Below are 25,660 nucleotides of genomic sequence, written 5' to 3' on the forward strand. Positions count from 1 at the left end.
GCGCCTGAAGGAGACCGACGCATGGCTAACCCGCAGTCCAGCACCCGGCAACCGGTGCGCGCCGCCGCCGCGGCGTTCATCGGCACGATGATCGAGTGGTACGACTTCTACATTTACGCCACGGCCGCCGCGCTCGTTTTCGGCGAACTGTATTTCCCTTCTGAAGACCGCTTCGTGAGCACGATGGCGTCGTTCGCGACCTTCGCCGTCGGGTTCTTCGCGCGCCCGCTCGGCGGCCTGATCTTCGGCCACCTCGGCGACCGCATCGGCCGCAAGAAAGCGCTCATGACCACGCTGATGATGATGGGCGTCGCCACCGTCTGCGTCGGCCTGCTGCCTTCGTATGCGAGCGTGGGGATGCTCGCACCGGTGCTGCTCGTGCTGCTGCGCGTGGTGCAGGGCATCGCCGTGGGCGGCGAGTGGGGCGGCGCGGTGCTGATGGCGGGCGAGCACGCGCCCGAAGGCCGCCGCACGTTCTTCGCCTCGTTCGCGCAGTTGGGTTCGCCTGCGGGCCTGATTCTCTCGCTGCTCGCGTTCCGCACGGTCACATCGCTCGACAAAGCGGACTTTCTTTCCTGGGGCTGGCGTCTGCCGTTTCTCGTTTCGGCGGTGCTGCTCGTGGTCGGCATCATGATCCGGCTCGGCGTGAACGAGTCGCCCGAGTTCGAGAAGCTCAAAGACCAGCGCCGCACGCTCAAGCTGCCCGTCGCCGAAGTGTTCCGCTCGTCGTGGGGCCTCGTGTTGCTGTGCATCGGCGCGAATACCATCGGCATTGCGGGCGTGTACTTTACCAACACGTTCATGATCGCCTACACCACGCAGTACGTCGGCATCACGCGCTCGCTCATTCTCGACTGTCTGTTCGCGGTCGCGATCATCCAGTTCCTCGTGCAGCCGCTCGCCGCGTGGCTCGCCGAACGCATGGGCGGCGCGCGCTTCCTCAAGTGCGCGGCGCTCGCTGCGATGCTCTCGCCGTATCCGATGTTCGTGCTCGTGCAAAGCGGCAAGGTCGTGCCGATGGTGATCGGCATCGCGATCGCCGTGGTCTGCATGGCGAGCTTCTATTCGGTGATCGCGGGCTTCGTTTCCGGCGTGTTCCCTACGCGTGTGCGCTACTCCGCGATATCGCTCTCCTACCAGGTGTGCGGCGCGATCGCGGGCGGCCTCACGCCGCTCGTCGGTACGTGGCTCGCGCATCGCTATGTGGGGCAGTGGTGGCCGCTCGCCGCGTTCTATACGTGCCTCGCGGGCGTCTCGCTGCTGTGCATCGTCGCGCTCGACGCGCGCCGCCACCAGCATGCGCATGACGAGGTGGCCGCCGCCGAGGCGCTGAGCACGCGCTGATGTTGTGCACGTAATGAAGAGTTCGACTGAAATGGATGGACCGATGAAAGACCTTTTGCAGATCGACGGCCCGCGCCTGTGGGCGAGCCTCATGGAGATGGCGCGCATTGGCGCGACGGCGGGCGGCGGCGTGCGCCGCCTCGCGCTCACCGAGGAAGACCGGCGCGCCCGCGACCTGTTCGCACGCTGGTGCCGCGAGGCGGCCATGACGGTGTGGACCGACGAAGTGGGGAACCTGTTCGCGCGCCGCGCAGGCGATGACGCGCAGGCCGCACCCGTGCTGATGGGCAGCCATCTCGACACGCAGCCCGAAGGGGGCCGCTTCGACGGCGTATACGGCGTGCTCGCCGCGCTCGAAGTCGTCCGCGCGCTCAACGACGCGGGTGCGCGCACCGTGAAGCCGATCGAGATCTGCTCGTGGACCAACGAGGAGGGCGCGCGCTTCACGCCGGCGATGCTGGGCTCGGGGGTCTTCGCGGGCGCGATGACGCTCGCAGACGCCCTCGCGCGCACGGACGCCGAAGGCGTGACTCTCGGCGCCGCGCTCGACGCATGCGGCGCGCGCGGCGCGCGTGCCGTGCAAGGCGTGGCTGTCGACGCCTACTTCGAAGCCCATATCGAGCAGGGCCCGATTCTGGAGGCGAACGGCACGACCATCGGCGTCGTGACGGGCGGCCAGGCGATCCGCTGGTTCGACGTCAACGTAACGGGCGTGGCTGCGCACGCGGGCACGACGCCGATGCGCTATCGCAAGGATGCGTGGTTCGGCGCGGCGCAGATGTCTCTCGAGATCGAACGCACGATGGCGCGCTACGCCCCGCTCGGTCTGGTGACGATCGGCCAGGCGCAGATCGCCAACTCGTCGCGCAACACGATCGCGGCGAACCTGACGTTCACCGTCGATCTGCGCCATCCCGACGATGCGCAACTCGATGCGATGGAGCGCGACTTGCGCTCGCTATGCGCGGACGTGGCCGCGGCGCGCGGCCTCGACGTGCAGATCGCACATTGCTGGACGAGCGCCGCCACGCCGTTCGACGCGCAGTGCGTCGAACTGGTCGCGCAGGCAACGGCGCGCTTGGGCTATCCGCACGAGCGTATCGTGAGCGGGGCGGGCCACGACGCGATCCACCTCGCGCGCTACTGCCCGAGTGCGATGGTGTTCATTCCCTGCGTGGACGGTCTGTCGCACAACGAAGCCGAGGACGCGTTGCCGGCAGACGTCACCGCCGGCGCGAACGTGCTGCTCAACGCGGTCGCGGCGCGCGCGGGCGTGCGCCTGGCCGTTGCCGCCGACGCCGACGCGTAAAAGAAATAGAAGGAGAACTGAACATGAAAACCTGGTTTCACCCCGATCAGCTGCTGCATCATCCGCGCGGCTATTTCTCGCGCGGCCAGTTGCGTGAGCCGCAGGAAGTGCCGCAGCGCGCCGAGCATCTCGTCGCCGCGGCGCGCTCGCTTGGCTTCGACGTGCAGGCGCCCGCCGACTTCGGCACTGCGCCCATCGCCGCCGTGCACGACATGAACTATCTGCGCTTTCTCGAAGAAGCGCACACCGAATGGAAGCGCGTGCCCGAAGACTGGGGCGAAGAGGTGATGTCGAACATCTACGTGCGCGAGCCAAATCCGCTGCGCGGCGTGCTCGCGCAGGCGGCGCGCTATCTCGCGGATGGTAGCTGCCCCATTGGCGCGAACACCTGGCGTGCGGCCTACTGGTCGGCGCAAAGCGCGCTGGCGGCCGCCGCGTGCGTGAACGAGGGCGCGCGCGAGTCGTACGCGCTCTCGCGTCCGCCCGGCCATCATGCCCGTGCGGACGCGGCGGGAGGTTTCTGCTATCTGAACAACGCGGCCATCGCGGCGCAGTCGCTGCGCGGCCACTTCAAGCGCGTGGCGATCCTCGACACCGACATGCACCACGGCCAGGGCGTCCAGGAGATCTTCTACGGCCGCAGCGACGTGCTCTACATCTCGATCCACGGCGATCCGACCAACTTCTATCCCGTGGTCGCGGGCTACGAGGACGAGCGCGGCAACGGTGCGGGCGATGGCTACAACGTCAATCTGCCGATGCCGCATGGCGCATCCGAGGCCGACTTCTTCGAGCGCGTGGATGCGGCGCTGCGCGTGCTCGGGCGCTTCGAGCCGGACGCGCTCGTGCTGGCGCTCGGCTTCGACATCTACAAGGACGATCCGCAGTCGAAAGTCGCCGTGACCACTGAGGGCTTTGGCCGGCTCGGCACGGCGCTCGGCGCGCTCGGCCTGCCTTCGGTGATCGTGCAGGAAGGCGGCTATCACCTCGCAAGCCTCGAAGACAACGCGCGCGCGTTCTTCGGCGGTTTTACGGGAGCGCGCTGATCGGCGCGTGAACGCGCGCGTCAGGCGAGCAGCAGCCACGCCCCGCACGCGAGTCCTACCGTCGCGTAGACCGCGTAAGCGGGGAGCTTGAGCTTGCCGAAGCACATCGCCGAGAAGACGGCCGTCAGCAGATACGGCGGATGCAGCGGCACGTGCCGCGCGATGTGCCAGACGGCGATCGCGAGAAACGCGGTGGTCGCGGCGCGCAGCACGCGCATGGCGTGCTCGAAGCGCGGGTTCGCCTTCATGCGGTGCAGGTGCCGCCGCGCGAGGACGACGAGGCAGCCCGACGGCACGAACAGCGCGAGCGTGGCGACGAGCGCGCCGACCCAGCCATCGACGAGATAGCCGAAGAAGGGCACCACGTTCAGGAGCGGCCCGGGCGACAGCGGTGAGAGCGTGAACGCCAGCGTGAAGTCGTCGTTGGTGATGCCGACCGCGGGCGTGACGAACAGCGTTTTCAACACGGGCAGCGCCGAAAAGCCGCCGCCGAACAGCGTCATGCCTGCGCCTGCGAGACGCGGCCAGAGCAGCGCCGAGTCCAGCGGATGCGGCAGCGGCAGCGCGAACACGACGATCAGCGCGGCAAGCGCGGCGAGCAACTGCAGGTCGCGCCGCGTCACGCGCAATTCGAGCCGCTGCGAAGGCACGGGGCTCGCGAGCCAGCCCGCGGCAAATGCGGCGAGCAGAATCGCCACGTAGGCCGCGCCGCTCGCCGCGAGCGCGAGGGCCGCGCAGGCCGCGAGCGCCACGCCCCATTCGAGCGGGCCGCGCACGAGCGCACGCGTTTGCCGATACCAGGTCACGCCGATCAACATGGCGAGCACCACGCTGAAATGGTCGAGCAGCGTGCGCGAGGCGACCGCATGCACGAGCGGCGTGCGGTAGAAAATGGCGAACAGCGTCATCAGCGCGAAGAAGGGCAGCACGCTCGCCACGCCCGCGACCCAGGCGCCCGCGCGTCCGCGCAGCGCGTGGCCGAGTTGCACCGCGACGTTGCAGCCCACCGGCCCTGGCACCATCCAGGCGAGCGCGATCAGATCCGAGAACGCCGTTTGGGTGAGCCGCGCTTCGCGCTCCACGTAGTGCTGCTCGAGTTGCGCCATGAGCGCGAGGCCGCCCCATGAGACCGCGGACACGGTCAGCACGACGCGAAAGAGCGTCAAGAGCGGTTCGTGATGGTCGCGGATTGGCGCCGCGATCGCTTCGTCGGTGCGGGTTTGCATGGCTGCATCATGCGTGCGGAGGTCCGTGCGGGTCTGTGCGCGAAGGCACGCCGTTCGCGCAACTCACTGGAAAACGCGTGGACAATGCGCAACCTGCGCGCTGGCCTCGCGTCAGCGCGATTGCGGCGCGTCGCTCAGGCGCTCGTTGCGGCGATCTTCGCGTGCGGCTTGCGTGCCCGCCGGTTGCGTCGCGCTGCACACGCCGAAGCGTTCAATCAGCGCGGCCACGCCTTCCACCGGCACGGGGCGCGAGAACAGGAAGCCCTGCGCCTCGATCGGGCCGAGCGCGGAGAGCCACGCGATCTGCTCTTCGGTTTCGGTGCCCTCGACGACCACCGTGAGCCCGAGCGAGCGCGCGAGATTGACGATCGCCGAGACCATCACGCACACGCTGCGGTCCGCGGGAATGGCCTGCACGAAGGAGCGGTCGACCTTGAGCGTGTCGACGGCGAAGCGGTTCAGGTAGGAGAGCGACGAATAGCCGGTGCCGAAGTCGTCGAGCGCGACGCGCACGCCAAGGCGCTTCAACGCGAAGATCTTCTCCGATACCAGCTCGGGGTACTCCATCATCGCGGTTTCGGTGATCTCGAGTTCGAGCCGGTGCGCGGCAATGCCGGTCTCTTCGATTGCGCGCGCCACGGTCTCGTACAGGTCGCCGCGCCAGAACTGCACTGCCGAGATGTTGATGGCGAGCGTGAGCGACTCGTAGCCCTGCTGCTGCCACTGCGCGAGCTGCGCGCACGCGGTGCGGATCACGAAGTCGCCTACCGGCACGATGAGGCCCGTGGATTCGGCCACGGGAATGAATTCGCCTGCAGGAATGAGCCCGTATTGCGGGTGGTTCCAGCGCACCAGAGCCTCGAAGCCCGTGATGCAGCGCCGGCGCAGATCGATCTTCGGCTGGTAGGCGAGGAAGAGCTGGTCTTCGGCGAGCGCGACGCGCAGCTGCTGCTCCCACTTCATCAGGTGGTCGGCGCGGTGGGCGAGCTGCGGCGAGTAGAAGCGAAAGCAGTTGCGCCCGGCCTCCTTGGCGGCGTACATCGCGAGGTCGGCCTTCTTGAGCAGATCAATTTCGCTTTCGTGCGCGACCGCGAAGAGCGCGATGCCCGTGCTCGCGTGCAGCACGAAGGCGCTGCCGCGCACGTCGAACGGATGCGTGAACGCGGCGTTGGTGGCCTCGGCGAGCGCGATGGCGCGTTTTTCGATGTCGTCGCCCTTCACGATCACCACGAACTCGTCGCCGCCGATGCGCGCGAGCGTGCCCGCGCCGCCCACGGCGTCGGCGAGGCGCGCGGCGCTCATTTGCAGCACGATGTCGCCCGCGTTGTGGCCGAGCGTGTCGTTGACCGTCTTGAAGTTGTCGAGGTCGATGAAGAGGATGGCGAGCCGCCCGAGGTTGCCCGGCTGCGAGACTTCATGGCGCAGACGCTGCAGCGTGGCGTAGCGGTTGGGCAGGCCCGTGAGCAGGTCGTACTGCACGAGTTGCGACATCTCGCGCTCGCGCCCGAGCAGCTTGCCGATCAGTCCCGTGGCCACAGCGAAGAACGAGAGCATGGCGAGCGAGATGAACGTCGCCATCATCAGGTAGACGTCGCGCGTGTGGTTGTAGTCGGCGAATTCTTCGGACTGCGAGAGACCGACCAGCACGGCGAGCGGATAGCCGTCGATATGGCGGTACGAGACGATGCGCGTGACGTGATCGATCGGGTCGACGTAGGTGCCCGACACATGCTCGGAAATGGGATACACGCCGCTCGCGGAGAACGTGCTGTTCGCGCGCTCGGCGCTGCCCGTGCGGCGCGCGAGCACGGCGCCGCTGTCCGAGATCACGGCGATCACGCCGTCACGGCCGATCGCGGCGTTGTTGTAGAAGTCGCTCGTGAAGTAGCTCGGGTCTTCCGAGACCACCACCACGCCCGCGAACGAGCCGTCCGGGTGATTGAGGCGGCGCGTCATCTGCAGGGTCCAGTGGCCGGACACGCGGCCGAGCACCGGCTTGCTGATATAGAGCTGGTCGTCGTTCTCGTGCTCGTGCACCTTGAAGTGCTCGCGGTCCGAGAGGTCGATGGGCTTGGGATTCGGGTCGGCCGTGTTGGCGACGAGCGTGCCGTGCTCGTCGATGATCGACACCTGCACGAGCGAGTCGCTCTGCACCACGCCCTTTTCGACCGTGCTCCCGAGATCGAAGCGGCCCGGCGATTTTTCGAACTCGTACTTCACGAAGCGCGTGATCTGGTCGACCTGGTGGATCGCCTTGACGGTGTGCTGTTCGAGCGCCGCCGAGAGGATCGCCGCCGAGGCCGTGGCTTCGCGCAGGGTCGCTTCCTTCTCGACCGACAGACGCGTGAAGATGACCGCCCACAGCAGCACGAGCACCAGAACGCCGAGCAGCGGAATGGCGAGCAGCGCGCGCGGACGCGTGTATGCCGGGCCGGGCGCGTTGCGCAGGTTCGAATCGCGCGAGAACGGACCCCGGTTGGTGCTCATTGCGGCCGCCGTAGGCGCGTGAGCTCACACCGCGGATGCGGCGGCCAGAACGGCAATGATGCGCTCGGTTGAATCGGCGGCATGAATAACGGATGGCAGGGGAATACGCGCGTTGCGCGCGAGCAATGAACGCCGGACGCGGCATGCGTCCAATGTTTCGATATTACTGGTTGGGGAATGATTAAGGAAGCTGTGGTCCCTCGGGTATACGCGAGGGTCGCCTCAACACGCACGCGATGCCCATGTGCGGTGCATAGATGGGAGGCGGTGCATCGCGGACGATGCCGCGTGCATGAGTTTGGGCGAGGCTGGCGTGCGGGGCGACTTGAGCAGGCAGGCGCTCAGCCGCTTAGCCGATCCGGCAGGTCCCGTCGACGACCGTCACCGAATGGCCGCCAATCCAGATCTGTTTCGCCGCATCGTCATATTCGACGCGCACGCGCCCGTCGCGCCCGAGTGCCGTGCCTTGACGCACCGTATAGCGCGCGCCCGGACGCCGGTTCTGCTGTTCCAGCAGCATGGCGATGGCGGCGTTCGCGCTGCCGGTGACGGGGTCTTCGCCCTTGCCCAGGCCGGTCATGAGGCAGCGCACTTCAAAGGTTGCAGGGCCATCGGCCTCATGCGGGCCGTAGGCGGCCACGCCGTGTGCGCCCACGCTCGCGGCAACTGCTTCGATCGCCTCGTAGTCGACGTCGAGCGCGAGCACCGCTTGCGCCGACGCGAGGCGCACGATGAGCCACGGCGCGCCGTTGTCGACGCCGCAGGGCGCCGCCGTGAAATCGATGGCGTCCGGGCGCAGCGCCGCGCGCAATGCGTCGAACTGCGCTGGGGCGAGCGGCGTCACGCGCGCGGGCGGCGCGGCGAAGGCCCATGCACCGTCCTCCGCGGCGGCCAGATCGATGAGACCGGCGCCGCATTCCTGCACGAGTCGGCCGGGCGTCTTCGGCGTGCGGCCGCTTTCGAGAAATGCGTGCGCCGTGCCAAGCGTTGGATGACCCGCGAAGGGCAGCTCGCCCTGGGTCGTGAAGATGCGCACGCGATAGTCGGCGCGCGCGTGGGTGGGGGCGAGCAGGAAACTGGTTTCCGAGAGATTCGTCCAGCGCGCGATGGCCTGCATCTCATCGCCGCTCAAGCCGTCGGCATCGAACACCACGGCGAGCGGGTTGCCCTTGAAGGGTACCGACGTGAAGACGTCGACCTGTTTGAAGCGGACGCTGTGCTGGGTCATGGCGGGACGATCGTGGCAGGGGGAGGACCGACGCATGAGGCTGCGCCAGGTTGCGCGAAGGCACATCAGAATAATGCGAGAACGTGCGCGGACCTCGATGCAGGTCCGCGCACGTTACCCAAGCTCGCTGATGTTGCTTACTCGACTTCGGCGATCAGCTCGATCTCGACGCATGCGCCAAGCGGAATCTGCGCGACGCCGAAGGCCGAGCGCGCGTGCTTGCCCTTCTCGCCGAATACGTCGGCGATCAGCTCCGAAGCGCCGTTCGTGACGACGTGCTGCTCGGTGAAGGTGAGCGTCGAGTTCACGAGGCTCATGAGCTTGACTACGCGCTTGACCTTGTTGAGGTCGCCCGTGTGGGTGTGCAGCGTGGCGAGCAGATCGATCGCGATCGATCGTGCGGCGGCCTTACCTTCCTCGGTCGTGAGCGACTCGCCCAGCTTGCCGGCCCACACCTTGCCGTCCTTCTTCGCGATGTGACCCGACAGGTACACCGTGTTGCCGCTCTGGGCGCTCATCACGTAGGCCGCGGCGGGCGCGCCTGCCTGGGGCAGGGTGATGCCGAGCTGTTCGAGACGGTCGTAGATGTTGATGTCAGCCATGATCAGGATTCCTCGTTCGGGTGTTGAGTCGGAAAAAACCTGGCGCTGCGCCAGGCGTGTCCAGGCATGCGTCAGGCGTGCGCGCGGATCAGGGCCGCGAGCTTCGCGACGCCTTCTTCGATCTTCGCGGGCGGTACCGTGACGAACGACAGGCGCAGCTTGTTGCGTTGCGGCTCGTCGGCAAAGAACGGCGCGCCGGGCACGAAGGCCACGTTCTGCGCGACGGCTTCGGCCAGCAGTTTCATGCTGTCGATGTTCGAGGGCAGCGTCACCCAGATGAACATGCCGCCTTCGGGGCGGTTCCAGCTCACGCCTTCGGGCATGTTGCGCTTGAGCGAGTCGAGCATCGCCTCGCACTGGTCGCGATAGAGTGTGCGCACCTTCGGGATGTGCGTGTCGAGGAAGCCGTCCTTCACCACCTCGTAGACGATACGCTGCGTGAAGCTCGGCGTGTGCAGGTCGGTGGCCTGCTTGGCCTGCACGAGCTTGAAGTGCAGGTCTTCGGGCGCAATGATGTAGCCCACGCGCAGGCCCGGGGCCAGGATCTTCGAGAACGAGCCCAGATGCACGACGTGCTCGGGCGCGAGTGAGTGCACCGTCGGCAACGGCTCGCCCGCGTAGAGCAGCGCACCGTAGGGGTCGTCTTCGATCACGGGGAAGGGCGAGTGTTTCGCGAATCCCGCGAGCGCCTGGCGGCGCTCGAGCGGCAGTCGGCGGCCCGTGGGGTTCTGGAAGTTCGGGATCGCGTAGAGCAGGCGCGCGCCGGCCGTGAGTTCGGGCGTGAGGCCCTCGGGCACGAGGCCCTTCTCGTCGGTCGGAACCTGGACGTACTTCGGCTCGTAAAGCGAGAACGACTGCAGCGCGCCGAGGTAGGTGGGCGTCTCGACGAGCACGGGGCTGTCGGGCGAGACCAGCACCTTGCCGATCAGGTCGAGCGCCTGCTGCGAACCCGTGGTGATGAGCACCTGCGAGGGACGCACTTTCACGCCGCCTACCGAGTGGCGTGCGGCGACCCATTCGCGCAGCGGCATATAGCCTTCGGTCGCGCTGTACTGGAGGGCGCCCGAGGGATCGTCGCGCAGGATGCGGTCGGCGGCGGCGCGCATTTCCTCGGCCGGGAAGCTGGCCGGCGCGGGCAGCCCGCCCGCGAACGAAATGACTTCGGGACGCTCGGTGACCTTCAGGATTTCGCGAATTGCCGAGCTGGTCAGCTTGATTGCACGCTCGGACAGTTGCCACGCGGGCGCGGCCTTGAGATCGCTCTGGTCCATGGGGTCTCCTTGTTGGGGTGGGGCGAGTGACAGAGTCAGTGGCGGCATGGGGCGCGATCACGCGCCGCCGGATGCCGCCGAAAACCTTTAATTATGACGCGAAACCGGCTCATGCGCGCGCTGGCGCCGGGGCCGTGCGGATCGCCGCGCGGCGACCCAGTACGACCGTGGCGATCACCGCGGCCGCGTAGAGCCACGCCGAGGGCGCGACCTGCTCGCCGAAAAAGAGCGCCGAGAACGCCATCGTGAAGAAAATCTGCAGCAGCTGCACCTGGCCCACGCGCGCCGTGCCGCCCATGGCGAGCCCCGCGTACCACGCGAAAAAGCCGATGAACTGCGAAAACAGCGTGACGTAGCCGAAGGCGAGCCAGGTCTTGAGCGCGACGGGGCCGGGATGCGCCACATGATGCGCCCAAGCGAGCCAGCCTACCGGCAGCGCGAGGAACGGCGCCGAGAGCACGAGCGCCCAGCAGATAACCTGCCAGCCGCCGAGCTGGCGGGCGAGGCGCGCACCTTCGGCGTAGCCGAGCGCGCCGATGCCCACGGCGATGAGCATCCACGCGTCGCCCGCGTGCAGCGAGCCGCCGCCCGCCTGGAGCGCGAACGCAATCACGAGCGCACTGCCGAGCAGCGCGCTGGCCCAGAACGCCTTCGAGGGGCGCTCATGCGAGAGCCAGGCGGCGTAAATCGCCACGGCGAGCGGCTGCAGCCCGTTGACGATGGCGCCGTGCGAGGCGGGCACGGTCTTCATCGCAAAGGCGGAAAAGACCGGAAACGCGACGATCACGCCAAGCGACACCACGGCGAGGCTCTTGACCTGCGGCCAGGTAGGCCATGTCTCCCGACGGATGGCGAGCAGCAGCGCGGCCGGCACGGCGGCGGCGAGCGCGCGGCCGAGGCCATTCAAAAGCGGGTGGAATTCGGCGACGACGATGCGCGTCATCGGCAGCGTCAGGCTGAAGATCATGACGCCGATGAGGCCGAGCAGCATGCCTTGGGTTTCGCGTGCTTTCATGCGGGACTTTGCGCTCGACGGATCAGCGTGCCGGCGCGCCGAGCGTGCGCGGACCGGACGGAGTTTCGAACTGCGCGACGAGCGCGGGCGAGAGGGCTTCCTCCACGGCGATCAGATGCGCCGCGCCGAGCCACTGTAACTGCTCGCGCGCCGCCTGCGCCTCTGGGTGAAAGCCAGTGAGCGAGGTGAGCGCGATGCCGGTATCGGCCAGCACCTGCGACGGGTGATGCGCCGTGTCCCACTGGATTAGCGACGGCAGAATGCCGTCGCCCGCGCCTTGCCAGGCCGGGAACGTGCCGTTCTCCGGCACCGTGAGTTGCCACGAGAAGTCGCCGCGCGTCATCGGCACGAGTTCGGGAATGCGCTGGGGATACTGCTCGCGCCAGCGCGCGAGGTTTTTCGGCGGATCGACGCGCGCGACCCAATGCGCGAGGTACGGCCCCTGTTCGATGCGCGCCTGAACGGCAGGGTCGTCGAGCGCGAAGAGGCGCGCGCGGGCGCCATGGCTTGTTCCGCTCTTCGCCGCCGGATCGACCGCGATGACTTCCAGATACGCGCCGCCCCACAGCCCCAGCAGACGGTTGTGCGTGCGCATGAGCGGGTGCGCGCCGCCGCCCGTGGGCGCGACGCCGAGCGCGTCGCTCACGTACTGCACGCCTTCTTCCAGCGTGCGCGCGGCAACGACGAGGTGATCGAGGCGAAGCGGCGAGGCGTTCATGTGCGGGCGATCGGAGCCAGAGATTTCCAGGGGCCGGAAGGAAGAGGGCAGGAGCGCGCGCCTGAACAGTGTGCTGACGCCTCTACCGAATCCTTACCGGTACGCATGCGATCAAATGTACCGGTATGGCTGCAGACAGTAACGGTACAATCGGCCCGATAGTGCTCTGTACAGTTCGAGTCCAGGGAGTCCTCATGTCCTCCGTACCGCTAGACCAGATTCCCGCCCCGCACGACGCGGCCACGCTCACGCTAGTCGACCAGCTCGTGCAGTGGGGCCGCCGCCGCATCGAGGAGCGCGTGTTCCGCGCCGGCATGCGCATGCCGTCCATCCGCAAGCTCGCGCTCGACAAGGGCGTGTCGCGCTTTACCGTCGTCGAGGCGTACGAGCGTCTGGTCGCGCAGGGCTACCTCGACTCGCGGCGCGGTTCCGGTTTCTACGTGCGCGAGCGGCTGGCGCTCGTGGCGGGCGGCGAACGCCAGCCGCTGACGGCGGGCGCTGCGGCGCGCGCCGACGCGGTTGCCGCTCCCGCGCCGCCCACCATCGACGTGGTCTGGCTGCTGCGCAACATGCTTCATACGTCCACGCGGCCAGAAAAAGGGCCGGGTCTGGGCTATCTGCCCGCGCGCTGGCTTGACGGCGAACTGCTGACCGGAGCGATGCGCTCGCTTGCCCGCCAGAGCGGCACGCAACTGCTCGGCTTCGGCTCGCCGCAAGGCTTCCTGCCGCTGCGCCAGCAACTTCAGACGCGCATGGCGGAACTCGAGATCGGCGCGACGCCCGACCAGATCGTGCTCGTTTCGGGCGTCACCCAGGCGATCGACCTGCTTGCGCGCATCTACGTGCAGCCCGGCGACACGGTGATCGTGGGCGACCCCGCGTGGTTCCAGATGTTCGGGCGCTTCGCCTCGCAGGGCGCGCGGCTCGTCGGCATGCCGTACACGCCCGAAGGGCCGGACCTCGACGCGCTCGAAGCGCTGGTCGAGACCTGGCGTCCGAAAATGCTCGTCATCAATTCGGTGCTGCAAAACCCCACGGGCACCTCGCTGTCCGCCGCGCAGGCGTTCCGCATTCTGCGGCTTGCCGAACAGTACGACTTCATCGTCGTGGAAGACGATATCTACGGCGACCTGTGCCCGGCGGGCTATCCGGCCACGCGCCTCGCGAGCCTCGACCAGCTTCGCCGCGTGATCTACCTCGGCAGCTTTTCGAAGACGCTCGCGCCGAACCTGCGTGTGGGCTATATCGCGAGCGCGCGCGACGTAGCGCAGGCCGTGGCGGACCAGAAGATGCTCGTCGGCATGACGAGCCCGGAGCTCAACGAGCGCGTGCTCTACCGCGTGCTCACGGAGGGCCACTACCGGCGTCACGTGGAGCGCCTGCGCGGGCGGCTGGATGGCGTGCGCGACAAGGCCGCGCGCATGCTGGAGCGCGCCGGCTTGCGCCTCTTCGCGGCGCCGGGCGCCGGTATGTTCCTGTGGGCGGACACCGGCGTCGACGCGGACGCGCTCACCGCGGCGGGCCACGAAGCGGGCTTCCTGCTCACGCCGGGGAGCCTGTTCTCGCCGCACCAGTCGCCGACCACGTGGATGCGCTTCAACATCGCCAACTGCGGCGACCCGGTGCTGCCCGCGTTCCTCGCCGACTATCTCGAAGGCGTGGCCCGGCGCGGCGGCGGCGCGCAAGCGTGAATTCGTGGGCGGCGGCTCTTGAAACCGGCGCCGTCTGTCCCCAAGTGAGCGGGCAGCGCGCCGCGATTCGACTGTAAACTCGCGGCCACAAATTTGTCAGACGTGAACTGTAACGAAAGAGGACTCTCGACCATGGCACAAGAAACCATGAGCTTCCAGGCAGAAGTGAAACAGCTTCTGCACCTGATGATCCATTCGCTGTACAGCAACAAGGAAATCTTCCTGCGTGAGCTGATCTCGAACGCATCGGACGCGGCGGACAAGCTGCGCTTCGAGGCGATCGCGAACAGCGCGCTTTATGAGAACGATCCGAACCTGCGCATCCGCGTGGGCTTCGATAAGGAAGCGCGCACCATCACGATCGACGACAACGGCATCGGCATGAGCCACGACGAAGCCGTGTCGCACCTCGGTACGATCGCACGCTCGGGCACGAAGGAATTCTTCGGCAAGCTCTCGGGCGACCAGCAGAAGGACGCGGCGCTGATCGGCCAGTTCGGCGTGGGCTTCTATTCGGGCTTCATCGTCGCGGACAAGATCACCGTGGAAAGCCGCCGCGCGGGCCTGTCGGCCGCCGAAGGCGTGCGCTGGACGAGCGCGGGCGAGGGCGAGTTCGCCGTCGAGACGATCGAGCGCGAGCAGCGCGGCACGACGATCACGCTGCATCTGCGCGAAGGCGAGGAAGAGCTGCTTTCCGCATGGAAGATCAAGTCGATCATCCAGAAGTATTCGGATCACGTCGGCCTGCCCATCGAGATGAAGAAGGAAGAATGGGACGCCGAAAAGAGCGAGATGGTCACGCAGGACGAGTACGAGACCATCAACCAGGCGAGCGCGCTGTGGACGCGTTCGAAGAGCGAGATCAGCGACGAGCAGTATCAGCAGTTCTATCAGCACCTCGCGCACGACCACCAGAATCCGCTCGCGTGGACGCATAACCGGGTGGAAGGCCGCAGCGAATATACGCAGCTCCTTTACGTGCCGTCGCATGCGCCGTTCGACCTGTGGAACCGCGATCACAAGAGCGGTCTGAAGCTTTACGTGAAGCGCGTGTTCATCATGGACGACGCCGAGCAACTGCTGCCGAACTATCTGCGCTTCGTGAAGGGCGTGGTCGATTCGAGCGATCTGCCGCTCAACGTCTCGCGCGAAATCCTCCAGGAAAGCCGCGACGTGAAGGCGATTCGCGACGGCGTGACCAAGCGCGTGCTCTCGATGCTCGAAGAGATGGCGAATGCTGTTATGGACGCCGAAGCCAGCGAAGAGGACAAGGCGAAGTACACGACGTTCTGGACCGAATTCGGCCAGGTGCTCAAGGAAGGCATTGGCGAGGATCACGCCAATCGCGAGCGCGTGGCGAAGCTCGCGCGCTTCGCGTCCACACACAACGACACGAACGAGCAGACCGTAGCGCTCGCCGACTACGTTGCGCGCATGAAGCCCGAGCAGACGAAAATCTACTACGTCACCGCCGACACGTGGCAAGCCGCAAAGAACAGCCCGCACCTCGAGGTGTTCCGCAAGAAGGGCGTGGAAGTGCTGCTCCTCACGGACCGCGTGGACGAGTGGATGCTGTCGTTCCTGAACGAGTTCGACGGCAAGCCGCTCGCGAGCGTAGCGCGCGGCGACCTCGACCTCGGCGCGCTCAACGACGAGGAAAAGCAGCAGCAGGAGAAGGTGAGCGAAGCACTCAAGCCGCTCGTCGAGCACATGAAGGAAGCGCTCAAGGACAAGGCCAAGGACGTGCGCCTCACCTTCCGCCTGACCGATTCGCCCTCGTGCCTCGTGGCCGACGAAGGCGACATGAGCGGCTACCTGCAGCGCATGCTGAAGGCGGCGGGACAACAGGCGCCGCAGATGCAGCCGATCCTCGAAGTGAACCCGGAGCACCCGCTCGTGAAGGCGCTGCGTACCGATAGCGCGGACTTTGGCGACTGGTGCAATCTCCTGTTCGATCAGGCGTTGCTGGCGGAAGGCGGTGCGCTCGAAGATCCGGCCAGCTTCGTGAAGCGTACGAACGCGTTGCTGATTGCCCGCGCCGGCTAAAGCGCGCGGCAACGCAAGACCGAAACCCCTTGCGGCTACCCGCTGCAAGGGGTTTTTCTTTGGTCCGCCGCGCTCGTAGCGAACTGAAATCCTCGCAGCCTATAATGCGCGCCATGCCTCTTCGATTCGATGCTGCTAACGCGCATTGGCGCGTCAAGCCCTTGCCCGCCTTGAGCGCCGACCAGAAGGACTGGCTCACGCGCGGCGGTTCGCTCACGGCGCATTTGCGCACGCTCGGCCGCGTCGTTGTGCGGGTCACGCGCGAAGCCGTGGATATGCCCTGGTCCGACGAATGCGACGCGCTTGGCCTCGCACCGCGCGAGCGCGCGTGGGTGCGCGAGATCGTGCTCGAAGTCGACGGCGTGCCGTTCGTCGCCGCGCACAGCGTGACGCCGCTCGCCGCGAGTCAAGGCGTGTGGCAGGCCATGCGCCGCTTGCGCACGCGGCCGCTCGCGGAACTCCTCTATAGCGATAGCGGCGTCGCGCGCTCCGCGCTCGTAAGCCGACGCGTCGGCGCGCGGCATCCGCTCTACACACTCGCGGCGCGCGAGATGATGGTCGCGGCGAAGCACGCGCAGCATGCGTTCGTCGCGCGCCGCTCGGTATTCGAGCGCGCAGGCGCGCCGCTGCTCGTGACCGAATGCATGCTGCCCGCGCTGTGGTCGCGCCTTGCAAGCGGTCCGCTCACCCCGGAAACCGGCGTGCATCTCGGACGCGAACGCGGCCCGCTCGATCACACCGCTTCGCGCGCGCATCACGCGCCGCGATGAACGTGCTGCATCCGTTGCCATGACCTTCAAGCGCTGCTTCGATCCCGTCGTCGATGCACGCACGCGCGTGCTCGTCCTCGGCAGCTTGCCTGGCGAGGCGTCGCTCGCGCATCAGCAGTACTACGCGCATAAGCAGAACAAGTTCTGGCATCTCGTGGGCGAGGTGCTCGGCGAGGATCTCGTTGCGATGGCATACGAAGCGCGGCTACAAACGCTGCGCGCGCATCGCGTGGGCCTGTGGGACGTCGTGGCGCAGGCGCGCCGCGAGGGCAGTCTCGATGGCGATATCCGCGATCACGAGGGCAACGATCTCGTCGCGCTTATCGAGCGCCTGCCCGCCCTCGAAGCGATCGCGTTCAACGGCGGCACGGCGGCGCGCATCGGCGAGCGCATTCTTGGCGCGCATGTGCGGCCCACGACAATTCTGCGCCTGCCTTCCAGCAGTCCTGCGTATGCGTCGATGAACTTCGCGGCGAAACTCGTGCAATGGCGCGCATTGGGCACGTTCACAAGCGACCCCGATGCGCGTATGAGCGCTGGCGCACACAGACGTAAGCGCGCTGCAACTTAGCCGCGCTAGCATGGTCCCGCGCACGCCGAGGTGCGCCCGCACCACCGGGACACGAGACCAAAATGAACAAGAAACGCCTGCCCCTGATCGCTTTACCCATGACGCTCATGCTGGGCGCCTGCGCTTCGGACGACGTATCGCAAGTGGGGCCGCACGTGCGCCCTTCGCCACAGATGGTCATGAACCGTTGTCTCGCGGCCGTCGCGACGCCGGGTTTCGCGCCGCCCACGGAAACCACCTTGAGCGCCTGGCAATGGAAGCGCTACGTGAGTTGCAAGCTCGGCGGCAACATGTTCGCCAATCCGAAGAAAATACCGATGGATACGGAAGCCATCGTATCGATCCGTGCGGCATCGGATGGCTCCATCGTTTCGGTGAAGCTACTGCGTTCGAGCGGCAACGATGACTACGACGAGGCCGTCGAGCGCGCGATCGACGCCGCCGCGCCGCTGCCTGCCGTACCCCAAGCGCTGCACATTGCGCGGATCGACATGCATTTCCATCCCGTGCGCGTCAATCCGCTGGCGTTGCAGCCGGGGCAGCCCGGAATCGATGGCGCACGCAACAGTGCGGGGCGTTCAGACGACAGCCATTGACGCGCGCCGCGTGCGGGCCAGGCGCTCGAAATGCCTGCCAAATCTGGCCCGAAGCGCCGCGAATGCTATGCTCTCGGTCGCCTGAGCAAATGCACCTGCATTTGCGCCCCCACAGCAAGCGATTTTCCACATGACGACTCTCATCAAGCGCGCCTCCGCCGAGGCCCGCGCATTCAAGCAAACCGGCCACGCGACGCAATCGGGCGAGACAGCGAGCCAGACCGCCAAGGTCACGAAGCGCCCGCGCCGCGCCGCCGCTGCCGCCGACGACCTCGACAACGCCCCGGTCATCGAAGCGCCGCGCAAGCCGCGTTTCGCGCCGGTCACGTTCTCGGAAGAGAACGGTGTGCGCTATCTGCACTTCGGCACGGAGTGGGTACAGGGCGCGATGCGTCTTGCGAAGCCGCTGCACGTCGAACTGGAATACGCGCAGCAGATGATGGCCTGGCTGCTGTTCCTCGCCACGCCCGAGCGCATCGTGCAACTGGGCTTGGGCGCCGCCGCGCTCACCAAGTTCGCGCACCGCTATCTGCGCCCCGCGAAGGTCGAGGCGATCGAGCTGAATCCGGCGGTCGTGGTGGCCGCGCGCACGATGTTCGAGCTGCCGTACGACGACGCGCGCCTCACCGTGCGCGAGCTCGACGCGTGGGACTTCGTGCAGGACCGCGCCAATCACGGCACCATCGGCGCGCTGCAGATCGACGTGTACGACGCGACCGCGCGCGGTCCGGTGCTCGACAGCGTGGCGTTCTACCGCGCCGTGCGCGCGTGCCTGACCGAAGCCGGCGTCGCGACGATCAACCTGTTCGGTGACCACCCGAGCTTCGTGCGCAACATGAAGCGGCTGAACGAAGCCTTCGAAGGCCGCGTGATCGCGCTGCCCGAAGTGCACGAAGGCAATCGCGTGGCGCTCGCGTTCTCGGGCCCGGCGCTCGAAGTCACCTTCGATGCGCTCGAAAAGCGCGCGCGCCTGCTCGAAAGCAAGCTCGGCCTGCCGGCGCACCAGTGGGTGAAGGCGCTGCGCGAATCGAGCGGCCAGCACGGCGCGACATTCTCGATCTGATCCGCGCGAACGGCGGTAACGCCGTTGCGGCACAGAAAACCGGCTTCAGGGGCGTCCCAGGGCCGGTTTTTTTTCGCCTGCATAGCGCATTTCCGGGCAATTATCGGGACATGGCGCAAGCCGTTGGCTCTTGACAACGCCGTGCAAATTGGGGTCCGCCCTGCTTGACCGTGTGGCGTGGCCCCGATACTCTTTTCAGCGCTTTCGGGGACCTTGCGGACTATCCGTGCGCGAGGCCAACGGCCGCCTCACGCCGGGCGGCGGACCGCGAACAAAGCAAGGCCGCATAACTACATAAGCAACGAGGAGACGTCATGGCTCACGACGCCGACGCCGGAAAATCAAGCAAGCATTGGCTATGGCTTTTGCTGCTGCCCTGGATTGCGATGATCTGGGTGCCGTCTTACAACAAGATCGAGCCCACTCTGTGGGACTTCCCGTTTTTCTACTGGTATCAGCTTCTCTGGGTGCTGATCAGCGCTGTCATTACCGCGCTCGTCTACTTCAAGACGAAGACCCGCAGCAAGGGCGATGCAGGGGGCGCGCAATGAACGTCACAGCAACCGTTGTCTTTATTCTGTTCTTCCTCGGCGTCACGGTTCTCGGCTTCTTCGCCGCAAACTGGCGCAAGGGCGACCTCGCGCATCTCGAAGAGTGGGGCCTCGGCGGCCGCCGCTTCGGCACGATCGTCACGTGGTTCCTGCTCGGCGGTGACCTTTACACTGCGTACACCTTCGTCGCCGTGCCGGCGCTCGTGTTCGGTGCGGGCGCAATGGGTTTCTTCGCGCTGCCGTACACGATCCTGATCTATCCGTTCGCGTTCGTCGTGTTCCCGAAGCTCTGGGCTGTCGCGAAGCGCCATCAATACGTCACCTCGGCCGATTTCGTGAGCGCGCGCTATGGCAGCCGCATGCTCGCGCTCGCCATCGCCGTGACGGGCATCGTCGCGACCATGCCGTATATCGCGCTGCAGCTGGTGGGTATCGAAGTGGTGATTGGCGCACTCGGCTTCGACACGACGGGCTTTGTCGGCGACCTGCCGCTCATCATCGCGTTCGCGATTCTCGCCGCGTACACGTACACGTCGGGCCTGCGCGCGCCGGCCATGATCGCGGTGGTGAAGGACATCCTCATCTACATCACGATCATCGTTGCGATCATCGTGATTCCCGCGCAGATGGGCGGCTTCGGCCACATCTTCAGCGCGGTGCCGCCGGCCAAGCTGCTGCTCAAGTCGCCGGATGCCACGAGTTTGAACGGCTATAGCGCCTACGCGACACTCGCGGTGGGGTCGGCGCTCGCGCTGTTCCTGTACCCGCACTCGGTCACCGCTATTCTGTCGTCGTCGTCGGGCAACACCATCCGCCGCAACATGGCGATGCTGCCCGCGTACTCGCTGGTGCTCGGTCTGCTCGCGCTGCTCGGCTACATGGCGCTCGCCGCGGGCGTGAAGGACATGCCGGAATTCGTGCCGTACTTCAAGGCCTTCGGTCCGAACTTCGCGGTGCCGGCGCTGTTCCTGCACTTCTTCCCGTCGTGGTTCGTGGGCGTGGCGTTCGCGGCCATCGGCATCGGCGCGCTGGTACCGGCTGCGATCATGTCGATTGCAGCGGCCAACCTCTACACGCGCAACATCCACAAGGAGTTCATCAACCGCAACATGAATCACGAGCAGGAGACCAACATCGCCAAGCTGGTCTCGCTGATCGTGAAGGTCGGCGCGGTGGCGTTCATCCTGGGCCTGCCGCTCACGTACGCGATCCAGCTGCAGCTGCTCGGCGGCATCTGGATCATCCAGACGCTGCCCGCCATCGTGCTCGGCCTCTACACGCGCATGCTCGACTATCGCGGCCTGCTGGTGGGCTGGGCGGTGGGCATCGCGACCGGCACGTGGATGGCCATTTCGCTCAAGCTCGCAGGCTCGATCTTCACGATCCACCTGTTCGGCATCGCGATTCCGGGCTACGCCGCGGTGTGGTCGCTGATCGTGAACCTCGTGGTCTCGGTCGTCGTGTCGGCGCTCGTGCATGTCGTCGGCATGCAAAAGGGCGCGGATCGCACGCGTCCGGAAGATTATCTCGACGTTGTCGAGGGCTGATCCGCTCATGCCCGGCGCATGCCGCCGGGCTTGCGCAGGGCTTGTTTTTTACCCAATGCCCGCAACGCACAGTTGCGGGCATTTGTTTTTCTGGTGCACGATGATTGCTGATCCGGCTCACGTTCAGCCCGTGCCATGGCCTCATCCCAAACCGAATCCCGTTCCCGACGCGGGCGCAGCGGCGCGCAACGCCTGCGCCCGCCGCGCCGCCGTTCGCGCCTCGCGCGCATGTGGCGCGCGTTGACCTCCCCGTACTACCGCTACCGCAACGCCAAGGTGATACACAGCGTACGCGTGGGTCTGGCCATGCTCGCCTCGATTCTCGCGACGTCGGGCATCCATATTCCGCACGGCATCTGGGCCTCGGTCACGCTGCTCGTCGTGATCGGCGGGCTGCAGCACCAGGGCAACATCCGCAAGAAGGCCGCCGAACGCGCGCTCGGCACGCTGCTCGGCGCCGTGATCGGGCTCGTGCTCATCGTCGTGCAGGCCATTACTGGTTCCGTGTGGCTCACCTACGTGCTGATGTCGCTCGTCGCCGCCGTGTGCGGCTACTACGCTATCGGCAAGCCGGGCTACGTCGCGCTGCTGGCCGCCATCACCATGTGCATCGTCGCGGGGCACGGCGACAACCTCATCGATACGGGACTCTGGCGCACGCTCAATGTGATTCTCGGCATCGTCATCGCGCTCGTGTTTTCGTTTGCCTTGCCCCTGCACGCGACGTATTCGTGGCGCTACAGCCTTGCCGACAATCTGCGCGAATGCGCGCGCGTGTACGCGCAGGTGGCGGGCGGCGTGCACGTCGATGCCGACGAGCAGGTGCAGACCTTCGTGCGCCTGAATGCACGGCTCGTGCAACTGCGCGCGCTGATGCCCTCGGTCGCCAAGGAGATCGGCGTGCCGCTCGCGCGGCTCGAGCAGGTGCAGCGCCTGCATCGCTCGCTCCTGAGCGCGCTGGAGATGCTCTGCACGGGCACGGGCAGCTACGAGCAGGCACTCGTGCGCGTAGCGTTCGCAGAGCGCAGCGAGACCGTGCGCCGTGCGCTGCTCGCCACGGCACGGGCGCTGCGTTTCGGCGGCGGGCGTCACCCCGAGGCGGCGCAGCAGGCGCTGCGCACGGTTGCGGCACAGGTGGTGGAGGGGAGTGGCGAGGGCGACATGGCGGGCGAGGCCGTCCATGGAAGTATGCAGGCGCAGCCGCAGGGCTGCCCCGAGCCGCGGATGCAGGGGCCCTACTGGCTTAGCCTGCGTGTGGAGGAGCAGGTGGAGCGCCTGCGCGCGCTGCTCCTCGAAACCGAGCCGCGCTGGAACATCGAGCGCGCCGCGACGCACCGCATGGTGTGACGCCGGGCGCGCTTCTCCAGTTGTTACGCCGGTGGATCAGGCGGGTTGCTCGTGCGGCGCGGAGACCATCCACGGCACGCCGAACTTGTCGCTCAGCATGCCGAAGCCGGGCGACCAGAAGGTCTTCTGAAACGGCATCGTGACCGTGCCGCCTTTGGCCAGCGCGTTGAAATAGCGTTCGGCGGTGGCGATGTCGGACCCGGTCAGCGAGACGCCAAAGCCGAGGAACTTGTCGTTCTGCGTCATGCAGCCGCCGTCGGACACCATGATCTGCGCGTCGCCGATCTGGAGCGTCGCGTGCATGATTTTTTCGGCGAATTCGGGCGGCATGGGGCGCGCGGGGTCCGGCGGCGCTTCCTTGAAGCGCATCTTCATCACTTCCTTCGCGCCGAGCGCTTCGCCATAAAACGCGATCGCTTCGTCGCAATTGCCGGGGTAGAAGAGATAGGGCTGGATTTGCATCGTCGGTTTCCTTGCGGACGGGACGTTGGCCGGCCTGTTTCGTGCGAGGGTGTGCACGGGGCCGGATCGTGCGGCGGGTCGCGCCGCTGCCCTGATTCTAGGCGCGCGCGAAGGCGCGACCGAGTGGTGTGTCATCAGGGTTTGCGAGAGGGCGGACGGGAACGGCGGTTGCCGGGCGGCCTGTCAAACAAAGGGCCGCACATGCGGCATGTGCGGCCCTGGTCATCGATACTTCGATGCGCTCTGCAGGGAGCGCAGGCGCATTACTTCGCGCGCAATTCCTCGATCATCTTTTCGAGCTTGATCGCGTCTGCGGCGAACGCGCGGATGCCTTCAGCGAGCTTCTCGGTCGCCATGGCGTCGTCGTTGAGCTGGAAGCGGAACGACGGCTCGTCCACGGCCACGCGCTCGATCTTCGCGTCCTTGAACGCTTCCGGCGAAAGCTTGCGTTCGACCTTCTCGTTGCTGTCGTGGAGCTTCTGCAGCAAGTCCGGGCTGATGGTGAGCAGGTCGCAGCCGGCCAGCTCGACGATCTGGCTCGTGTTGCGGAAACTCGCGCCCATCACCTCGGTGTTGTGGCCGAACTTCTTGTAGTACGCGTAGATCTTGCGCACCGACTGCACGCCCGGGTCGTTCGCGCCGCCGTCCTTCGCGTCGTCCCAGTCGGCGCCCTTGGCCTTCTTGTACCAGTCGTAGATGCGGCCCACGAACGGCGAGATCAGCTGCGCGCCCGCTTCGGCGCACGCGGCGGCCTGCGCGAGCGAGAACAGCAGCGTCATGTTGCAGTGGATGCCGTCCTTTTGCAGCACTTCGGCGGCGCGAATGCCTTCCCAGGTCGAGGCGAGCTTGATCAGCACGCGCTCGCGCCCGATGCCGGCCTGCTTGTACAGGTCGATGATGTGGTGCGCCTTGTCGATCGACTTTTTCGTGTCGAACGAGAGGCGGGCATCGACTTCGGTCGAGACGCGGCCCGGAATGATCTTGAGGATTTCGGTGCCGAACGCGATCAGCAGATGGTCGATGATCGACTCGAGCGATTCGCTCGCGTGATCGCGCACGGTTTTTTCGAGCAGCGGACGGTACTCGGCTTTCTGGACCGCCTTGAGGATCAGCGACGGGTTGGTCGTCGCGTCCCGCGGCTTGTACTGCACGAATTGCTGGAAGTCGCCCGTATCGGCGACGACGGTGGTGTACTGCTTGAGCTGGTCGAGTGCGGTAGTCATGTCAGGCCCTGTGGGCGCGTGCGCGCCTGCATCGGTGAGAGTTGAACGGCCGGTGCGCTTCAGGCGTGAACCTGGGGCGCGCCGGGCGGAACGAAAAAGACGCTGCGCCGTTCCGGCCCGGCCCGCGCCGATTGGGCGGGAAGCCGGGTGGGGCGCATCTTGCCGCGCGTCTGGGCGCAGCTCACATCGTCATTTTATGGCGGAAACGCGTGGCGTTGCGTTTCACGCGGGCAGGGCGTATGCCAGACGCGCCGCACACACCATGCCAGCGGTGTTGGCAGGCGCTCGCGGCGGCGGCTTACACGGGGCAAGCGCGCCGCGCGTTCAGCACGAACTGCGTGATGACACCCGCCACGAGCCCCCAGAACGCCGCGCCGATGGAGAGCAGCGTGAGCCCGGAGGCGGTCACCATGAAGGTGATGAGCGCGGCTTCGCGCTCCTTCGGGTTCTGCATGGCGTTGGTGAGGCCGCTCATGATCGAGCCGAACAGCGCGAGCGCCGCGATCGACACCACGAGCGCCTGCGGGAACGCCGCGAACAGCGCCGCGATGGTCGCGCCGAAGGTGCCGGCGATCAGGTAGAAGATGCCGCACCACACGGCCGCCATATAGCGCTTCGTGCGGTCTTCGTGGGCGTGCGGGCCGGTGCAGATCGCCGCCGTGATGGCCGCGAGGTTCACGCCGTGCGAGCCGAACGGCGCGAGCACGAGCGAGGCCAAGCCGGTGGTGGCGATGAGCGGCGAGGAGGGCGCCGCCGTGTGGCCGTAGCCGTCGGCGCGCAGGACGGCGATGCCGGGCACGTTCTGCGAGGCCATCGCCACGACGAAGAGCGGAATGCCGATGCTCACCACCGCCGTGAGCGAGAAAGCCGGCATCGTGAACACGGGCCTCGCCACCGCCACGCGGAAGTGGCTGAAGTCGAGCAGCCCGAGCATGGCGGCGGCGGCGATGCCGATCACGAGCGTTGCGACGATCGCATAGCGCGGCACGAAGCGCTTCACGACCAGATAGCCGAAGAACATCGTGAGCACGAGCGGCGTCTGCACCTGCGCGGCGTGGAAGATCTCGATGCCGATCTCGAACAGGATGCCCGCGAGCAGCGCCGCCGCGATGCCCGCGGGAACGCGCTTCATGAGTGTGTCGAACCAGCCGGTGAGGCCCACGGCCGTGAGCAGCACGGCGCAGACGAGATAGGCGCCGATCGCCTCGGCATAAGGCACGTGCGGCAGCGAGCTGATAAGCAGCGCCGCGCCGGGCGTGGACCACGCGATCACGATGGGCGCGCGGAACCACAGTGACAGGCCGATGGTGGTCAAGGCCATGCCGATGGAAAGCGCCCAGATCCACGAGGAGATCTGCGCGTCGGACAGATGCGCGGCCTGGCCGGCCTGAAACATCAGCACGAGCGAGCTGGTGTAGCCGGTCATCATCGCGACGAAGCCGGCCACGATCGTGGCGACCGAGGTGTCGGCGAAGGGCCGCAGTGGCCCCGGCCTGAATGTCGCTGGCAGGTCGGGGGAAGAGGGGGTGGTCATGCGGGTGGTCTCC

22 protein-coding genes are annotated in these 25,660 nt (G+C 66.8%); 12 read left to right on the forward strand and 10 right to left on the reverse strand.

Going from position 1 to position 25,660, the window contains the following annotated elements:
- Nucleotides 1-21: 21 nt before the first annotated feature.
- Genes M3I56_RS21960 through M3I56_RS21970 form a run of 3 tightly spaced genes read left to right on the forward strand, consistent with a single transcriptional unit; the run spans nucleotide 22 to nucleotide 3,699 of the window.
- Nucleotides 22-1,344 (forward strand): MFS transporter, encoded by a 1,323-nt coding sequence (locus tag M3I56_RS21960; protein ID WP_254355792.1) that lies wholly within the window; start codon nucleotides 22-24, stop codon nucleotides 1,342-1,344.
- Between the two features lie 43 nt (nucleotides 1,345-1,387).
- Entirely contained in the window at nucleotides 1,388-2,653 is a 1,266-nt protein-coding gene (locus tag M3I56_RS21965; protein WP_254355793.1) for a Zn-dependent hydrolase, read from the forward strand.
- A 23-nt stretch (nucleotides 2,654-2,676) separates the two neighbouring features.
- Nucleotides 2,677-3,699, forward strand: coding sequence for a histone deacetylase family protein (locus M3I56_RS21970; RefSeq protein WP_254355794.1), 1,023 nt, complete (start codon nucleotides 2,677-2,679; stop codon nucleotides 3,697-3,699).
- Nucleotides 3,700-3,719: 20 nt separating this feature from the next.
- On the opposite strand, the gene M3I56_RS21975 is transcribed toward M3I56_RS21970, so the two are convergent.
- The 7 genes from M3I56_RS21975 to M3I56_RS22005 form a co-directional block, all read right to left on the reverse strand.
- Nucleotides 3,720-4,925, reverse strand: a complete 1,206-nt coding sequence (locus M3I56_RS21975; protein ID WP_254355795.1) for a chromate transporter — start codon at nucleotides 4,923-4,925, stop codon at nucleotides 3,720-3,722.
- 111 nt (nucleotides 4,926-5,036) lie between these two features.
- Entirely contained in the window at nucleotides 5,037-7,412 is a 2,376-nt protein-coding gene (locus M3I56_RS21980; RefSeq protein WP_254355796.1) for an EAL domain-containing protein, read from the reverse strand.
- A gap of 349 nt (nucleotides 7,413-7,761) precedes the next feature.
- Nucleotides 7,762-8,640: a PhzF family phenazine biosynthesis protein gene (locus M3I56_RS21985; protein WP_254355797.1), complete on the reverse strand. Its 879-nt coding sequence runs from the start codon at nucleotides 8,638-8,640 to the stop codon at nucleotides 7,762-7,764.
- A gap of 137 nt (nucleotides 8,641-8,777) precedes the next feature.
- Nucleotides 8,778-9,242 carry a RidA family protein gene (locus M3I56_RS21990; RefSeq protein ID WP_254336593.1) on the reverse strand — a complete coding sequence of 155 codons (465 nt, stop codon included), beginning with the start codon at nucleotides 9,240-9,242 and terminating at the stop codon, nucleotides 8,778-8,780.
- 71 nt (nucleotides 9,243-9,313) lie between these two features.
- Nucleotides 9,314-10,513 (reverse strand): PLP-dependent aminotransferase family protein, encoded by a 1,200-nt coding sequence (locus M3I56_RS21995; RefSeq protein ID WP_254355798.1) that lies wholly within the window; start codon nucleotides 10,511-10,513, stop codon nucleotides 9,314-9,316.
- A gap of 109 nt (nucleotides 10,514-10,622) precedes the next feature.
- Entirely contained in the window at nucleotides 10,623-11,528 is a 906-nt protein-coding gene (locus tag M3I56_RS22000; RefSeq protein ID WP_254355799.1) for a DMT family transporter, read from the reverse strand.
- Nucleotides 11,529-11,550: 22 nt separating this feature from the next.
- Nucleotides 11,551-12,246, reverse strand: coding sequence for a VOC family protein (locus M3I56_RS22005; protein ID WP_254355800.1), 696 nt, complete (start codon nucleotides 12,244-12,246; stop codon nucleotides 11,551-11,553).
- Between the two features lie 194 nt (nucleotides 12,247-12,440).
- Between M3I56_RS22005 and M3I56_RS22010 the strand changes: the two genes are divergently transcribed.
- The 9 genes from M3I56_RS22010 to M3I56_RS22050 all read left to right on the forward strand — a co-directional run bounded on the left by M3I56_RS22010 (nucleotide 12,441) and on the right by M3I56_RS22050 (nucleotide 22,428).
- Nucleotides 12,441-13,937 (forward strand): PLP-dependent aminotransferase family protein, encoded by a 1,497-nt coding sequence (locus M3I56_RS22010; protein WP_254355801.1) that lies wholly within the window; start codon nucleotides 12,441-12,443, stop codon nucleotides 13,935-13,937.
- A gap of 132 nt (nucleotides 13,938-14,069) precedes the next feature.
- On the forward strand, nucleotides 14,070-15,983 hold the full coding sequence (gene htpG / locus M3I56_RS22015) for a molecular chaperone HtpG (protein ID WP_254355802.1): 1,914 nt from the start codon (nucleotides 14,070-14,072) through the stop codon (nucleotides 15,981-15,983).
- Nucleotides 15,984-16,096: 113 nt separating this feature from the next.
- A complete protein-coding gene (locus M3I56_RS22020) occupies nucleotides 16,097-16,753 on the forward strand; it encodes a chorismate lyase (RefSeq protein ID WP_254355803.1) in 657 nt (218 codons plus the stop codon).
- Nucleotides 16,754-16,772: 19 nt separating this feature from the next.
- Entirely contained in the window at nucleotides 16,773-17,324 is a 552-nt protein-coding gene (locus M3I56_RS22025; protein WP_254355804.1) for a DNA-deoxyinosine glycosylase, read from the forward strand.
- Nucleotides 17,325-17,386: 62 nt separating this feature from the next.
- A complete protein-coding gene (locus tag M3I56_RS22030; RefSeq protein WP_254355805.1) occupies nucleotides 17,387-17,920 on the forward strand; it encodes an energy transducer TonB in 534 nt (177 codons plus the stop codon).
- A 130-nt stretch (nucleotides 17,921-18,050) separates the two neighbouring features.
- Nucleotides 18,051-18,983: a spermidine synthase gene (locus tag M3I56_RS22035; protein WP_254355806.1), complete on the forward strand. Its 933-nt coding sequence runs from the start codon at nucleotides 18,051-18,053 to the stop codon at nucleotides 18,981-18,983.
- 314 nt (nucleotides 18,984-19,297) lie between these two features.
- Nucleotides 19,298-19,534 (forward strand): DUF3311 domain-containing protein, encoded by a 237-nt coding sequence (locus M3I56_RS22040; protein ID WP_254336575.1) that lies wholly within the window; start codon nucleotides 19,298-19,300, stop codon nucleotides 19,532-19,534.
- The gene (gene mctP, locus M3I56_RS22045) at nucleotides 19,531-21,081 is read left to right on the forward strand and encodes a monocarboxylate uptake permease MctP (protein ID WP_254355807.1); all 1,551 of its coding nucleotides are present in this window, start codon (nucleotides 19,531-19,533) and stop codon (nucleotides 21,079-21,081) included. The genes M3I56_RS22040 and mctP overlap by 4 nt, the downstream gene beginning before the upstream one ends.
- Nucleotides 21,082-21,309: 228 nt before the next feature.
- The gene (locus tag M3I56_RS22050) at nucleotides 21,310-22,428 is read left to right on the forward strand and encodes an FUSC family protein (RefSeq protein ID WP_254355841.1); all 1,119 of its coding nucleotides are present in this window, start codon (nucleotides 21,310-21,312) and stop codon (nucleotides 22,426-22,428) included.
- A 36-nt stretch (nucleotides 22,429-22,464) separates the two neighbouring features.
- Here M3I56_RS22050 and M3I56_RS22055 read toward each other — a convergent pair whose 3' ends face one another.
- The 3 genes from M3I56_RS22055 to M3I56_RS22065 form a co-directional block, all read right to left on the reverse strand.
- Entirely contained in the window at nucleotides 22,465-22,890 is a 426-nt protein-coding gene (locus M3I56_RS22055) for a VOC family protein (RefSeq protein WP_254355808.1), read from the reverse strand.
- 263 nt (nucleotides 22,891-23,153) lie between these two features.
- On the reverse strand, nucleotides 23,154-24,113 hold the full coding sequence (gene tal / locus M3I56_RS22060; protein ID WP_254355809.1) for a transaldolase: 960 nt from the start codon (nucleotides 24,111-24,113) through the stop codon (nucleotides 23,154-23,156).
- Between the two features lie 298 nt (nucleotides 24,114-24,411).
- On the reverse strand, nucleotides 24,412-25,647 hold the full coding sequence (locus tag M3I56_RS22065) for a benzoate/H(+) symporter BenE family transporter (RefSeq protein ID WP_254355810.1): 1,236 nt from the start codon (nucleotides 25,645-25,647) through the stop codon (nucleotides 24,412-24,414).
- Between the last annotated feature and the right edge of the window lie 13 nt (nucleotides 25,648-25,660).

The sequence above is a fragment of the Paraburkholderia sp. CNPSo 3281 genome (assembly GCF_024206515.1).
GTDB lineage: Bacteria > Pseudomonadota > Gammaproteobacteria > Burkholderiales > Burkholderiaceae > Paraburkholderia > Paraburkholderia nodosa.

Excerpts from the sequence above, each read along its gene's own strand:
- M3I56_RS21960 (WP_254355792.1), top strand. The coding sequence starts at position 22 with ATGGCTAACCCGCAGTCCAGCACCCGGCAACCGGTGCGCGCCGCCGCC.
- M3I56_RS21965 (WP_254355793.1), top strand. The coding sequence starts at position 1,388 with ATGAAAGACCTTTTGCAGATCGACGGCCCGCGCCTGTGGGCGAGCCTC.
- M3I56_RS21970 (WP_254355794.1), top strand. The coding sequence starts at position 2,677 with ATGAAAACCTGGTTTCACCCCGATCAGCTGCTGCATCATCCGCGCGGC.
- M3I56_RS21975 (WP_254355795.1), bottom strand. The coding sequence starts at position 4,925 with ATGCAAACCCGCACCGACGAAGCGATCGCGGCGCCAATCCGCGACCAT.
- M3I56_RS21980 (WP_254355796.1), bottom strand. The coding sequence starts at position 7,412 with ATGAGCACCAACCGGGGTCCGTTCTCGCGCGATTCGAACCTGCGCAAC.
- M3I56_RS21985 (WP_254355797.1), bottom strand. The coding sequence starts at position 8,640 with ATGACCCAGCACAGCGTCCGCTTCAAACAGGTCGACGTCTTCACGTCG.
- M3I56_RS21990 (WP_254336593.1), bottom strand. The coding sequence starts at position 9,242 with ATGGCTGACATCAACATCTACGACCGTCTCGAACAGCTCGGCATCACC.
- M3I56_RS21995 (WP_254355798.1), bottom strand. The coding sequence starts at position 10,513 with ATGGACCAGAGCGATCTCAAGGCCGCGCCCGCGTGGCAACTGTCCGAG.
- M3I56_RS22000 (WP_254355799.1), bottom strand. The coding sequence starts at position 11,528 with ATGAAAGCACGCGAAACCCAAGGCATGCTGCTCGGCCTCATCGGCGTC.
- M3I56_RS22005 (WP_254355800.1), bottom strand. The coding sequence starts at position 12,246 with ATGAACGCCTCGCCGCTTCGCCTCGATCACCTCGTCGTTGCCGCGCGC.
- M3I56_RS22010 (WP_254355801.1), top strand. The coding sequence starts at position 12,441 with ATGTCCTCCGTACCGCTAGACCAGATTCCCGCCCCGCACGACGCGGCC.
- htpG (WP_254355802.1), top strand. The coding sequence starts at position 14,070 with ATGGCACAAGAAACCATGAGCTTCCAGGCAGAAGTGAAACAGCTTCTG.
- M3I56_RS22020 (WP_254355803.1), top strand. The coding sequence starts at position 16,097 with ATGCCTCTTCGATTCGATGCTGCTAACGCGCATTGGCGCGTCAAGCCC.
- M3I56_RS22025 (WP_254355804.1), top strand. The coding sequence starts at position 16,773 with ATGACCTTCAAGCGCTGCTTCGATCCCGTCGTCGATGCACGCACGCGC.
- M3I56_RS22030 (WP_254355805.1), top strand. The coding sequence starts at position 17,387 with ATGAACAAGAAACGCCTGCCCCTGATCGCTTTACCCATGACGCTCATG.
- M3I56_RS22035 (WP_254355806.1), top strand. The coding sequence starts at position 18,051 with ATGACGACTCTCATCAAGCGCGCCTCCGCCGAGGCCCGCGCATTCAAG.
- M3I56_RS22040 (WP_254336575.1), top strand. The coding sequence starts at position 19,298 with ATGGCTCACGACGCCGACGCCGGAAAATCAAGCAAGCATTGGCTATGG.
- mctP (WP_254355807.1), top strand. The coding sequence starts at position 19,531 with ATGAACGTCACAGCAACCGTTGTCTTTATTCTGTTCTTCCTCGGCGTC.
- M3I56_RS22050 (WP_254355841.1), top strand. The coding sequence starts at position 21,310 with ATGTGGCGCGCGTTGACCTCCCCGTACTACCGCTACCGCAACGCCAAG.
- M3I56_RS22055 (WP_254355808.1), bottom strand. The coding sequence starts at position 22,890 with ATGCAAATCCAGCCCTATCTCTTCTACCCCGGCAATTGCGACGAAGCG.
- tal (WP_254355809.1), bottom strand. The coding sequence starts at position 24,113 with ATGACTACCGCACTCGACCAGCTCAAGCAGTACACCACCGTCGTCGCC.
- M3I56_RS22065 (WP_254355810.1), bottom strand. The coding sequence starts at position 25,647 with ATGACCACCCCCTCTTCCCCCGACCTGCCAGCGACATTCAGGCCGGGG.